Below are 12,181 nucleotides of genomic sequence, written 5' to 3'. Positions count from 1 at the left end.
GCGGCTACCTCTGCGGGTTCATTGTTATCGCCGGGAATTTTTCCCGGTCTGCAGGGAATTCTTCGCCGCAGGGGGTAACGCAACAATTGATCGCAGGGGGCAAAGACATGCTTCCTTGGTAGCAATACCCCGCCCAAAGGCCCGCACGGCGGTGCTTTACAACGGCCAGACCCACAACAGCATCGGCACCCCCACCGCCACCACGATCACCTCCACCGCCAGGCCCAGGCGCCAGAAATCGCCGAAACGCAGGCCGCCGGGGCCGAGAATCAGGGTGTTGTTCTGGTGGCCGATGGGGGTGAGGAAGGCGCAGGAGGAGCCCACTGCGATGGCCATCAGGAAGGCATCGGCATCCACCGCCAGCTGCGCCGCGCTGCTCAGGGCGATCGGGCACATCACCGCGGCGGTGGCGGCGTTGTTCATCAGGTCGGAGAGAGTCATGGTCACCACCAGCAACAGCACCAGCGCCAGCACCGCGTCGCCACGGGCCAGGTACTCGAGCAGCAGGCGCGCGATGCTGCCGGCCGCGCCGGTGCTCAGCATGGCATCGGCCACCGGCAGCATGGCGCCGAGCAACACGATCACCGGCCAGTCGATCGCCGTGTACAGGGATCGCAGCGGAACAATGCCGAGCACCGCGAAGGCCAGTGCGCCGCCGGCGAAGGCCACGACCACCGGCAGCAGGCCGCTGGCGGCGGCGGCCACGCTCAGCGCCATTACCAGGCCGGCGAGCAGCGCCTGGCCCTGCCTCGGCACGCGGATGTCGCGGGCCGCCAGCGGCAGGCAGCCGAACAGCCCGGCAAAGCCGGCCAGCGCCTCGCTGCCGCCCTGCATCAGCAGCACATCGCCGGCGCGCAGCGGCGTCGCGCGCAGGCGGTGGATCATGCGCAGGCCCTGACGCGAGATGGCCAGCAGATTGATGCCGTAGCGGCTGCGCAGTTCCAGATCGGTGGCCGAGCGGCGGATCAGCGACGAACCAGGCGTCACCACCAGCTCCTGGATCACCACCTCTTCCGCGCCGCTTCTGGCGGTCTCCCTGGACGATTCCACCGCAGCAGCCTGCCCCGCTTCCGCGGCGGGCTGGCCGTCGTCCGGCGGCTGGCGGCCGGCGGGTTCCGCCTCGGCGCTCTCGACAGTTTCGACAGCCTCGGCAGTCGCCGCGATCTCCGGCGGTGGCGCCGGCACATCCCCCACCAGATGGAGTCCCAGGCTGGACAAGACCTTGGCCAACGACGCCGGCTCGACCTGGACAATCAGGATGTCGCCTTCGTGCAGCCGCCGCCATGGGCCGGGGGCGACGACCCGCACGTCACGGCGCACCAACCCGACAATCTGCGCGTCGGCCTCATCGAGCATCTGCTCGACCTCGTGCAGGGTCTTGTTGGCGGCCTTGCTGCCCTCCTCGATGATCACCTCGCTGAGATAGGCTTCGCTCTCGAAACCGGCACTCACGGCCGGTCCGTGGCTGGGCACCCAGCGCCAACCGAGCAGACCGATGAACAGCAGGCCGAACAGCGCCACGGCCACGCCCACCGGGGCGAAGTCGAACATGGCGAAGCCGACTAGGCCATTGGACTCGCGGTAGGCGGAGACGATCAGGTTGGGTGGCGTACCGATCAGCGTAGTCATGCCGCCGAGGATCGAGGCGAAGGACAGCGGCATCAGCACCCTGCCCGGCGCCAGCCGGTGTTTCGCCGCCATCTGCAGGGCGATCGGCATCAACAGCGCCAGGGCGCCGACATTGTTCATGAAGCTCGACAGCACCGCGGCCAGCACCAGCAGCGCCAGCAGGCTGGCCCTCGGCCCCACGCCGCCGGGCAGCAGGCGCTGCGCCAGGATGTCCACCGCGCCGCTGGTCTGCAGGCCATGACCGAGCACCAGCACGCAGGCGACGGTGATCACCGCCGGGTGACCGAAGCCGGCGAAGGCCCCCTCCGCAGGCACCAGGCCGAGCAGCACGCAGGCCAGCAGGGCCGCCATGGCCACCAGGTCATGCCGCCAGCGCCCCCAGAGAAACAGGGTCAGGGTGGCCAGCAACACCGCGACAATCGCAACCTGAGGACCCGCCATAACGCCGCCTCGCACCGAGTGGCAACTTGTGCCGACTGCCATGAACCCTAGTCAGCGGCGGACGGGGCGACAAGGCCGCGCTACCGGCACGTTGGTCGGGATCCACCGGGAGGGAAAAATGGCCTGCTACGCTGAATCTGCATCCATGGAGAGGGGATTCCAATGAAGCAGGCGGTGGCAGAAGTCGCCAAAACCTGGTGGCAAAGGCTGAACGGGCATGCGCAAGCGGCTCCGACAGGGCGCGAAAAGACGCTGCGGGAACTGATGGCCGAGCGGGGGTTGGACGAGAACGGGCGAACGCTTGCGGCTGCAGCACGAGAGCCAAAGCCAGTGCCGCCCCAGCCGGTGGTGTCCAAGGCGATCTTCGTCGCCGAATTCACCTACGATGCCGCGCACCTGCTGACGGTCAGCGTGGTTGACCTGAGCGGCCAGGAGTTGCGTGGCCGCTGCCATCAGAGCGGCAAGCTGGAGCTGTTCTCGTTGAACAAGGTGCGGGGGCTGATCAAGATCGTCGACAGCGGCGAGATGCTGACCCCGTCCGAGCTGGTCGATCGCTACCTCTGAAACAAAAAGCCCCGCACGCTGGCGGGGCAAAAGCTCTCAGTCCATGCAGCCTAATGGCTGAAACGTGAAGGTTTCGTGAGGAAGATCGCGGAGCCACGAAAAGCCCCGCGCAGGGCCAGGCTGGCGACATTCGGTTGGCCTTGGCGCCGGCGCCCCGGCCCCCGAATCAGCCCGAGTTTATTCGCCGCTTCTGGTGGGATCGAACGGCAGCGGCCAGTTAAGCAACTGACTCGCCTGGGCCAGCTGGCTGGCCGCCGTCGGCAGCACATCGACGGCGTGCTCACCGCGGATGATCTCCTGGATCAGATGATGGGCCTGGTCCACCAGCTCGGCGATGGCGATGCGCTCCTGGGCGCGCCACTCCAGTTCCAGCTCATGCACGCTGCGACTGGAAGCATGGCGCTGCTCGTTCTCACACTGGCCACTGCACTCGTGCAGGCCGTCAAGGTTTCCACTGGTCTTGCAGTTCATCAAAATCCCTCTCTGTCGGCGCTCGCTGTCGAGCTAACTCGCCCCCACAGTTTCCCTTGTCGCCGTTTCAGGTCGCGGATCTGTTTAACATTTGTGAAAGCCGGCCCGGCGCCGAACGTTGATCCAGAGCAGTCCCAGGCGTTTCAGCGCGTAGGGACGGGTGGAGCGCAGCGACACCCAGCGACAAGGTCAGGCCCTCCCTACTCCCCCGCATCCACCCGCTGGAACACCTGCGCCTCGTACTTCGGGTACAGGTGGCTGACCGTGCGGATCAGCTCGAAGCGGGTCAGGCTGATGGCGGCGAAGCGCTCGGGGATCGGCGCGCGCATCGCCTCGTTCATGTCCTGCCCCTCGGCCACCGCCGCGCGCAGCAGGCCGTCGAGCCAGCCGAGGTAGTCGCGCATCTGCGCAAAGGGTTCGCGCCCGGTGGCTACCGGACCATGGCCGGGCACCAGCAGGGTGTAGGGCAGCTTTTCCAGAGCCTCCAGATCGCTCAGCCAGACGTCCAGTCCCGGCGTCTGCGGGGTGGTCAGCGCGCGCTGGTAGAACACCAGGTCGGCGGCGAACAGCACGCCGGTGGTCTGGTCGAAGATCGCCAGGTCGGCGCCGGTGTGGCCACTGAAGGCCAGCAGCTGCAGGCGATGGCCGCCGATCTCGCGCACCCCGGGTTCGAGGGTTTCGCCGGGCAGCAATACCTCGGTGCCGCGCATCCAGTCGCCGAGCAGGCGGTACATGTTGTCGGCGAAGGCGCCGCCCTGCTCGGCGAGCAGCTCGCGGGTACGCGCCAGCGAGGCGATCGGCACGTCGCTGAACGCCTGATTACCGAACACGTGGTCGGGGTGGTGGTGGGTGTTGATCACCAGGACGATCGGCCGCTCGGTGACCCGGCCGATGGCGGCGCGCAGGGCCTCGCCGTAGCGTTTGGAGATGCCGGTGTCGATCAGCACCACGCCGGCCTCGGTGACGATGAACGCCACGTTGACGATGTTGCCGCCGTTGCTCGCCGCGAAGTTCTCCGTGCTGCCTTCCAGCAGCCAGGTGTCCGCGGCGATCTGCCGGGGCTGCAGGTCGTAGGCCAGCTCGGCCGCGGCCAGTGGCAGGCTCAGGAAGATCGCCACAAGCAGGCTCAACAGACGCATGGTGCCTCCTTTCAGGGTCGCAGGCTCAGAACGCCGCCTCGAACTCGTTGCCGTTGTTGTCGCGCAGCCACAGGCGCTGGCCGGCGTCCGCCTCGCCCAGCTGCAGGGTCAGGGTCGGGTTCTCGCTGACCGAGGGGTGCAGCTCCAGGCTGGCCAGGCGCTGGCCAGCCGCGCCACGCAGCTCGGCGCGCTCGATGAAGAACTCGGGGATGCCGCCGGACAGGCCGTTGTCCATCGGGTGCGACACCCGCAGGCGCAGGCGGCTGCCCTCCCCGGCCGGGAAGCGCGCGCCGAAGATTTCGCCGAGATGCTCCTCCCAGCCGGCCTCGGCGCGCACGGCACTGGGCGCGGTGCAACCGCCGCCGGCGGCGTCGACGCGGGTCGAGCCGACGTGCCAGACGCCGTCGCGGGTCAGCACCGCGGCGCGCAGCGGGGTGGCCTGCTCGACCCGGATGTTGAGGGCGATGCGCGGTGCCACCGGACCTTCGGGGAAGAAGCTGAATATGTGCGCGATGGGATTGAGTTCGGCCCAGGCGACGATGCGCACCACCTCCTGGCCCAGCGCGGAGGCGTCGATGCTGATCGGCACCTGGCGCGAGTCCTCGGCGAACGGCGGCGCCGTTAGCACCACCCGCTCGTCGAATTCGTAGGGCGCCGTGCCGAGGAAGCGCGTCTGGTGGAAGCCCCACATCGGCGACTGCAGCGGATCGGAATCGCCGGCCCAGACCGGGCTGCTCAGCAGCAGCCAGCCCAGCGCCAGACCCATGCTACGTACGGTCATTCCCTGCCTCCCGTCCTCTGCCTGGATGATGCCCACGGGACGCGAGCGTCCCCGGAGACGCTGCCACTCAGGAGCGTGGCAGCGATCGCCGATCAGCTCTCACTCGCCGTGGGTCTGCGCCTGCACCTCGCCCTCGTACAGCTCCGGCACCTCGTAGCGCAGGCCGTAGCGGGCGTAGATCTTCGCCAATTCGCCGGAGCCGATCAGCTCCACCAGTCCGCCTTCCAGGGCGTAGGCCAGCTGACGATTGCTCTCGTGCACCGCCATGCCGATGTCCCACTGCTGGCGACCCATTTCCGGATAGGCGTTTTCCGCCGCCTTGAGCTGCGGGTCGGCGGCCTCGTGGAGCAGCCAGTCGATCTCGCCGCGCATGGCCATCACCGCGTCCACCTTGCCCTCGCGCATCGCCGCGAAGGCCAGCGGCGGGCTCGGGTAGTGGCGGGTGTTGCGGCTCATGCGCCCGCCGAAGGCGGAGCTGAGGTAGAACGACGGCACACTGTCCACCTCGACACCGATCGGGTGATAGGCGAACACCGCGACGCTGGGCACTTCCTTCAGGCGCCGGGCGTCGTGGGCCACCTGCCAGCGCTCGCGCTGGTAGGGAGCGAACATCACCACCAGCTCGTTGACCATCTCGCCCAGCTCGTTGCGCTTGTAGGAGAACTCGCGGTCGTAGGGCACCCGCAGCATCACGTCGGCGAGTTCCTCGGGACGCAGGTAGTGGCCCTTCCAGACGAAGTTGCGCAGGTCGTCGTCGAGCTTCTCGCCCGGCGTCATCCACATCAGCTCGAGCTTGAGGTCCTGGCTGGCGGCCAGCTGCTGCGCCAGCTCGACATCGACGCCGCGGGCCTGGCCGTCCTCCTGGAAACTGTAGGGCGGGAAGTTCTCGTATACGGCGACCTTGAGCACGCCCGAGGCGACGATGTCATCGAACGGGCGAACCTGCGCCTGCGCGACCTGGGCAAGCGTCAGCAGACTGCACAACACCAGGACCAGTAGGCGCATGGCGGCTTACTCCTCGACGGCGACGCTTTCCAGGTAGCTGCGGATGGCCCACAGGGCTTCCTGGCTCAGGTAGTCGGCCATCTTCGGCATATACACGCGACCGTCGCGCACCGCGCCGTTGATCACCCGCTCCTTGAACCACTCGTCGCCCTCGATGCCGGCATCGAGCATGCGCAGGTCCGGGGCGATGCCGCCGGAGATGGCATCCAGGCCGTGGCAGCGCGCGCAGTTCTGGGTGTAGGCAGATTTGCCGATTTCCACCGCATGAGCATTCTTCTCATAGGGCGCGCGGTAGGGGTTCTCGTCACGCCATTCGGTACCCAACTGCTCCAGCCCCTCGGTATTCACCGCCTGCGGGGTGACGTCACCGTGAGCCATGACCTGGGAAGCGACACCGAGTGCCAGGGTAGCCAGCAGGGCGGGCAGGAATTTCTTGTTGTTCATGACGGAACCTCGTTTCGATGCGGTGCAAGGCGGTGCATTCCAGGACGCGGAATGCGTTGATCGCATCTTAGGGAGGCAGTGACCAGCGTCAGTATTCTGCTTTGGTGCCCGCAACCTACTCCCTTGGTAGGAGATGCACTGGGAGGCCTCTGCACCGTCCTTGGAACATGAAAGCAAGCCATTGTTTCGAAAGGGATTTTTTCCCGGATTCAGCGGGAAGCCTTCCCTATCGTGGCACGCCGGAAGCGGACCACCATCGGGGTGAGCGGCTGCCCCGTGCAGCCTTCCACCACCGATCAGGGACACCGCCCCCATGACAACAAGAGACATCCTGCCCTCCGCTCCGCGCCCGCTGGGTCGCGCCATCCACTGCCTGATCCTCGCCGCGGGCCTGGGCATCGGCCTGCCGGCACTCGCCAAGCCGGTGAGCTGGGAAGACATCGCCAACGACCATCTCAGCACCGCCAACGTGCTGCAGTACGGCATGGGCACCCACGCCCAGCGCTACAGCCCGCTGGCCCAGGTCAACGCCGACAACGTGTTCAAGCTGACCCCGGCCTGGTCCTATTCGTTCGGCGACGAGAAGCAACGCGGCCAGGAGTCCCAGGCAATCGTCCACGACGGAGTGATCTACGTCACCGGCTCCTATTCGCGAGTATTCGCCCTCGACGCCAAGACCGGCAAGCGCCTGTGGACCTACAGCCACCGCCTTCCCGACGACATCCGTCCGTGCTGCGACGTGGTCAACCGCGGCGCCGCCATCTACGGCGACAAGATCTACTTCGGCACCCTCGACGCCTCCGTGGTCGCGCTGAACAAGGACACCGGCAAGGTGGTATGGAAGAAGAAGTTCGGCGACCACGGCGCCGGCTACACCATGACCGGCGCGCCGACCATCGTGAAGGACGGCAAGAGCGGCAAGGTGCTGCTGATCCACGGCAGCTCCGGCGACGAGTTCGGCGTGGTCGGCCAGCTGTTCGCCCGCGACCCGGACACCGGCGAGGAAGTGTGGATGCGCCCGTTCGTCGAGGGCCACATGGGTCGCCTCAACGGCAAGGACAGCACCCCGACCGGCGACGTCAAGGCGCCGTCCTGGCCCAACGACCCCAACCACCCGAGCGGCAAGAAGGAGGCCTGGAGCCACGGCGGCGGCGCGCCCTGGCAGAGCGCCAGCTTCGACCCGCAGAGCAACACCATCATCGTCGGCGCCGGCAACCCGGCGCCGTGGAACGGCTGGGCGCGTACCGCCGAGGGCGGCGAGCCGAAGGACTTCGACAGCCTGTACACCTCCGGCCAGGTCGGCGTCGACCCGAGCACCGGCGAGGTGAAGTGGTTCTACCAGCACACCCCCAACGACGCCTGGGACTTCTCCGGCAACAACGAGCTGGTGCTGTTCGACTACCAGGACAAGGCCGGCAAGACCGTCAAGGCCACCGCCCACGCCGACCGCAACGGCTTCTTCTACGTGGTCGACCGCGCCAACGGCAAGCTGCAGAACGCCTTCCCGTTCGTCGACGGCATCACCTGGGCCAGCCACATCGACCTCAAGACCGGCCGTCCGGTGGAGAACCCGGGCCAGCGTCCGGCCCAGCCTGCGCCGGGCGAGAAGCACGGCAAGTCGATCGAGGTGTCGCCGCCGTTCCTCGGCGGCAAGAACTGGAACCCGATGGCCTACAGCCAGGACACCGGGCTGTTCTACGTGCCGGCCAACCACTGGAAGGAGGACTACTGGACCGAGGAGGTCGCCTACAAGAAGGGCGCCGCCTACCTGGGCCAGGGTTTCCGCATCAAGCGCATGTACGACGACCACGTCGGCATCCTGCGCGCGATGAATCCGACCACCGGCAAGGTGGCCTGGGAACACAAGGAGAAGCTGCCGCTGTGGGCCGGCGTGCTGGCCACCAAGGGCAACCTGGTGTTCACCGGCACCGGCGACGGCTACTTCAAGGCCTTCGACGCCAGGAACGGCAAGGAGCTGTGGCAGTTCAACGTCGGCACCGGAATCATCTCGCCGCCGATCACCTGGGAACAGGACGGCGAGCAGTACATCGGCGTGACCGCCGGCTACGGCGGCGCAGTGCCGCTGTGGGGCGGCGACATGGCCGAGCTGACCAAGCCGGTGGCCCAGGGCGGCTCGTTCTGGGTGTTCAAGCTGCCGAGCTGGGACAGCAAGACCGCCAAGCGCTAAGAGCCTATTCACGATCTCGCGAGCTAGAGCCAGGCAAGGCGAAATCGGCTGAGGAAGCGGAGTTTACGAGTTGTAAATGAGCATTCCGAAGCCGATTTCAACGCAGCATGGCCGACGCGCAGCAGATCGTGAACAGCCCCGCTCACGCCCTGCGCATTGTCGGCCCTGGTGCCGGGCAATCGTGAGCGGTCTTCACCGTCGGGCTCCCCTCCGCAGCCCGGCTCCCTTTGCGGAGGCGCCAGCGTGCGCCTCCGCCCTTTTTGCCCGCTCACAGGACATCATCCGCCATGAAGCCATTGCTCCCGCTCCTGCCCCTCGCCCTGCTGCTGGCCGGCGCCGTCGTCCAGGCCGACGACGATGGCGTCACCGTCATCAACGGCTGCCGCCTGGAGGCGGACAGCCAGTGCCCCGCTGCCGACCTGCGCGGGGCCGACCTGCGCCATCTCGACCTGCGTCGCATCAACCTGGCCGGCGCCGATCTCTCCGGCGCCGACCTGCGCCACGCCACGCTCGACCTGGCCAATCTGGAGAAGGCCAGACTGCACAAGGCCGACCTGACCCGCGCCAGCCTGCAGCAGGCTAACCTGCGCCTGGCCGACTTTTCCGGCGCGCGGCTGGTGGCGATCAACGGCTGGGCCCTGCACGCCCAGGCTGCGCGCTTCACCGGCGCCGACCTGACCGCCGCCAACCTGGAATTCGCCCGCCTGTCCGCCGCGCGCCTGCACGACGCGGATCTCACCGCCGCCAATCTGGAGATGGCCTGGCTGAGCAAGGCCGACTTCAAGGGCGCCACCCTGCGCGACGCCAACCTGCAGGAAGCCAAAGTCAACGACGCCAACCTGGAAGCCGTCGACCTTGCCGGCGCGCGCCGCCACTACGCGACCTTCCAGGGCACCAACATGGAAGGCTGCAGGGAGTGTCCGCTGGATTGGGAACGCTGAGGGAGAGCCAGATCTGTAGGGGCGAATTCATTCGCCAGATACCCCGCAAAGGCGAATGAATTCGCCCCTACAGGCTCGACACTCAGGCGCAGCACATGCCTACGCCATGCCCACCCGCAGCAGCCCGGTATCGATGGCCAGGTGGACCAGCTCGCCCTGGCTGGCGACCTGCAGCTTGTTCTTCAGCAGGGTCTGGTAGTTGGACACCGTCTTGGCGCTGATGCACAGCTTCTCGGCGATCTGGCGCAGGCCGACGCCGCGGGCGAGCATGACGAAGATCTCCAGCTCGCGTTGGGTCATGCCGCGCAGGCGCGGGTCCTGGCCGTCGTTGCCGGCGCAGGCCAGCGCGGTGGCCAGGCCATGCTCGATGTAGGTCTGCCCGGCCAGCACCTTGCGCACCGCCTCCAGCAGCACCTGCGGCGGCGCGCTCTTGGTCAGGTAGCCGCTGGCGCCGGCTTCCAGCGCCTTGCGCACCACCGGCAGCTCGTCGTGCATGCTGAAGAACAGCACGCGCAGCTGCGGCTGGCGCGCCAGCAGACGCCGCGCGGTTTCCAGGCCGCTGATGCCGGGCAGGCCGACATCGAGGATCAGCAGGTCCGGGCAGTCGCGGGCGACCCGCTGCAGGGCCTCCTCGCCGCTGGCCGCCTCGCTCACGGTGACGTCATCGAGCAGGGTCGCCAGCAGGCTGGCATAGCCCTGGCGCACCACCGCATGGTCGTCGACTATCAGGATGTTCATGTCGCCCACTCTCGCCAGGGGATATCCACGCACAGGCGCAGGCCGCGGGGCGCGGCGTCGTGCAGTTGCAGGGCGGCGCCGAGGCAGCGCGCCCGTTCGCGCATCGAGCGCAGACCGACGCCCTCGCGCAGCGGACTCGGCAGGCCGCAGCCATCGTCGCTGACCTCCAGACGCAGCGCCGCACCGCGGCAGGTCAGGCCGACCGTCACCCGCCGCGCGCCGGCATGCCGGGCGACGTTGGTCAACGCCTCCTGCAGCAGGCGGAACACGTGGGCGCGCGCCTCCTCGCCCAGCACCGGCAGCGCCTCGTCCAGCTCCAGCATGCAGGGCACGCCCTGCTGCGCCTGCCACTGCTCGACGTGCTGGCGCACCGCCCCGCCGAGGCCGAGGCGTTCGAGCACCACCGGATAGAGATCGCGCACCAGACTGCGGAAGCTCTGCTGCATCTGTTCGCTGGTGTCCAGCAGGCGCTGGCTGATCGCCTCGACCTGCTGCGGGTTGCCTGAGCAGGCGCCGAGCAGGTACAGCTGGGCGCGCATGCCGGCGAGGATCTGGCCGAGGTCGTCGTGCAGCGCCTGGGCCAGGTGGGTGCGCTCGCGCTCCTGGGTGGCCAGCAGCGCCGCGGTCAGCGCCTGATTGTCGGTGCCGGCCTGCTGCAGGGCCTGGGCCATGGCGTTGACCTGGCCGGCCAGACGGCGCGCCTCGGGCTGGGCGTAGGCCGGCAGGCGGGTGTCCAGCGCGCCGCCGGCGATCGCCTGCAGGGCACGCAAGATGTCGGTGAGCAGGTCGAGGCCACGGCGCACCAACCAGACGCTGGCGCCCAGGCACAGCAGCCAGGCCACCACGAACAGCGCGAGCAGCTGCAGCAGCGACTCCCACACCTCCTCCAGTTCGTCGGCGGGGCTGACGCGGATGCTCAGTTGGCGGCCGTCGGCCAGCGCAACCCGGTACACGGGCAGATCTGTGAAGCGCCCGGCCAGCCAGGCGGCCAGCGGGGTGCCGCCCAGCGGATTGCCGCCCAGCGGGTTGTCCGCCGCGTCATCGGCGGCGTCCGGCTCGCCCCAGTCCAGTTCCAGATGGCGCAGGTTGGCGGTCAGCTCGGCGTCGAGCAACGCCGGATCGTCCGCCGCACGCAGGGCGAGAAAACGCGCCACGCTGTCGGCTGCCTGCAGCTCGCGACGGATGTCCAGCTCGGCCTGACGCAGCAGCAGCGCCAGGCAAACCAGCAGCACGGTAACGAACAGGCCGCTGACCAGCAGGCTGGCGCGACCCAGGGCGGAAAGCGGCGCGGCCATCGGATCTAGCCTCGAAAGTTGGAAGACTCAGCGCACCACGAACACGCCCTGCATACCCTTGCCTTCCAGACCCTTGGCATAGAAGCGGTACTTGCCCGGCTTGATCGGCACGAAGAAGATCTCCGCCTCGCCGGCGTCCTCGAACTCCAGCTCGGTGAGGGTCACCGCCTTGATCTCCACGCCGCCGGCCTCGACCTTGCGCAGGTAGATGGAGGTGGCCAGCTCCGGAGCCTGGAAGGCGTACTCCTTGCGCCCGGTGGAAATGATCTTCAGCTGGTAGGCCTTGCCGGTTTCCAGCTGGTACTCGCTGTGCGACAGGCTGTAGTCGCTGGCCTCCGAGCCGAGCACCAGGTCGGGCAGCGCCTCGGTGCGGCGGGTCAGGTCGCCGCCGGCGCTGGCGCTATCGAAACCGACCATGCCGAGGATCAGCACGGCGGGCAGGGACAGGGTTCTGAGCAGGGACATGGCGAAGGCTCCGGAGCTTTAATTGTTGTGGCTCCATCCTAAAAGCTGCCTCCCGGCGCCGAATCAGTACCTTGGTACCA

The 12,181-nt window shown here is 68.0% G+C and carries 12 protein-coding genes; 3 read left to right on the top strand and 9 right to left on the bottom strand.

Annotated features, from left to right (window positions below):
- Window positions 1-156: 156 nt before the first annotated feature.
- On the bottom strand, window positions 157-2,070 hold the full coding sequence (locus BMZ19_RS10075; protein WP_090310485.1) for an SLC13 family permease: 1,914 nt from the start codon (window positions 2,068-2,070) through the stop codon (window positions 157-159).
- Between the two features lie 162 nt (window positions 2,071-2,232).
- Between BMZ19_RS10075 and BMZ19_RS22120 the strand changes: the two genes are divergently transcribed.
- The gene (locus tag BMZ19_RS22120; RefSeq protein ID WP_139214655.1) at window positions 2,233-2,634 is read left to right on the top strand and encodes a hypothetical protein; all 402 of its coding nucleotides are present in this window, start codon (window positions 2,233-2,235) and stop codon (window positions 2,632-2,634) included.
- Between the two features lie 177 nt (window positions 2,635-2,811).
- On the opposite strand, the gene BMZ19_RS10065 is transcribed toward BMZ19_RS22120, so the two are convergent.
- From BMZ19_RS10065 to pedF, 5 genes are all read right to left on the bottom strand, one after another.
- Window positions 2,812-3,105: a hypothetical protein gene (locus BMZ19_RS10065; protein WP_090310482.1), complete on the bottom strand. Its 294-nt coding sequence runs from the start codon at window positions 3,103-3,105 to the stop codon at window positions 2,812-2,814.
- A gap of 200 nt (window positions 3,106-3,305) precedes the next feature.
- On the bottom strand, window positions 3,306-4,244 hold the full coding sequence (locus BMZ19_RS10060) for a quinoprotein relay system zinc metallohydrolase 1 (protein WP_090310480.1): 939 nt from the start codon (window positions 4,242-4,244) through the stop codon (window positions 3,306-3,308).
- Window positions 4,245-4,269: 25 nt separating this feature from the next.
- Window positions 4,270-5,010 (bottom strand): quinoprotein dehydrogenase-associated SoxYZ-like carrier, encoded by a 741-nt coding sequence (locus BMZ19_RS10055; protein WP_425287166.1) that lies wholly within the window; start codon window positions 5,008-5,010, stop codon window positions 4,270-4,272.
- 114 nt (window positions 5,011-5,124) lie between these two features.
- A complete protein-coding gene (locus tag BMZ19_RS10050) occupies window positions 5,125-6,030 on the bottom strand; it encodes a substrate-binding periplasmic protein (protein ID WP_090310477.1) in 906 nt (301 codons plus the stop codon).
- Window positions 6,031-6,036: 6 nt separating this feature from the next.
- The gene (pedF, locus tag BMZ19_RS10045; protein ID WP_090310475.1) at window positions 6,037-6,474 is read right to left on the bottom strand and encodes a cytochrome c-550 PedF; all 438 of its coding nucleotides are present in this window, start codon (window positions 6,472-6,474) and stop codon (window positions 6,037-6,039) included.
- A 313-nt stretch (window positions 6,475-6,787) separates the two neighbouring features.
- On the opposite strand from pedF, the gene exaA reads away from it, so the two are divergent.
- Both exaA and BMZ19_RS10035 read left to right on the top strand, forming a co-directional pair.
- Entirely contained in the window at window positions 6,788-8,662 is a 1,875-nt protein-coding gene (exaA, locus tag BMZ19_RS10040) for a quinoprotein ethanol dehydrogenase (RefSeq protein WP_090310473.1), read from the top strand.
- Window positions 8,663-8,949: 287 nt separating this feature from the next.
- Window positions 8,950-9,603, top strand: coding sequence for a pentapeptide repeat-containing protein (locus tag BMZ19_RS10035; RefSeq protein WP_090310471.1), 654 nt, complete (start codon window positions 8,950-8,952; stop codon window positions 9,601-9,603).
- 99 nt (window positions 9,604-9,702) lie between these two features.
- Here BMZ19_RS10035 and BMZ19_RS10030 read toward each other — a convergent pair whose 3' ends face one another.
- From BMZ19_RS10030 to BMZ19_RS10020, 3 genes are read right to left on the bottom strand one after another with little or no spacing between them, the layout of a single operon-like run.
- Complete coding sequence (locus tag BMZ19_RS10030) at window positions 9,703-10,341, bottom strand: response regulator (RefSeq protein ID WP_090310470.1); 639 nt, start codon at window positions 10,339-10,341, stop codon at window positions 9,703-9,705.
- Complete coding sequence (locus BMZ19_RS10025; protein WP_090310468.1) at window positions 10,338-11,636, bottom strand: sensor histidine kinase; 1,299 nt, start codon at window positions 11,634-11,636, stop codon at window positions 10,338-10,340. The genes BMZ19_RS10030 and BMZ19_RS10025 overlap by 4 nt, the downstream gene beginning before the upstream one ends.
- A gap of 27 nt (window positions 11,637-11,663) precedes the next feature.
- Window positions 11,664-12,101, bottom strand: a complete 438-nt coding sequence (locus BMZ19_RS10020; protein ID WP_090310466.1) for a cupredoxin domain-containing protein — start codon at window positions 12,099-12,101, stop codon at window positions 11,664-11,666.
- Between the last annotated feature and the right edge of the window lie 80 nt (window positions 12,102-12,181).

Origin of the sequence: Pseudomonas linyingensis (assembly GCF_900109175.1) — a bacterium.
GTDB lineage: Bacteria > Pseudomonadota > Gammaproteobacteria > Pseudomonadales > Pseudomonadaceae > Geopseudomonas > Geopseudomonas linyingensis.
This window is presented reverse-complemented; position numbering and strand designations above follow the sequence as displayed.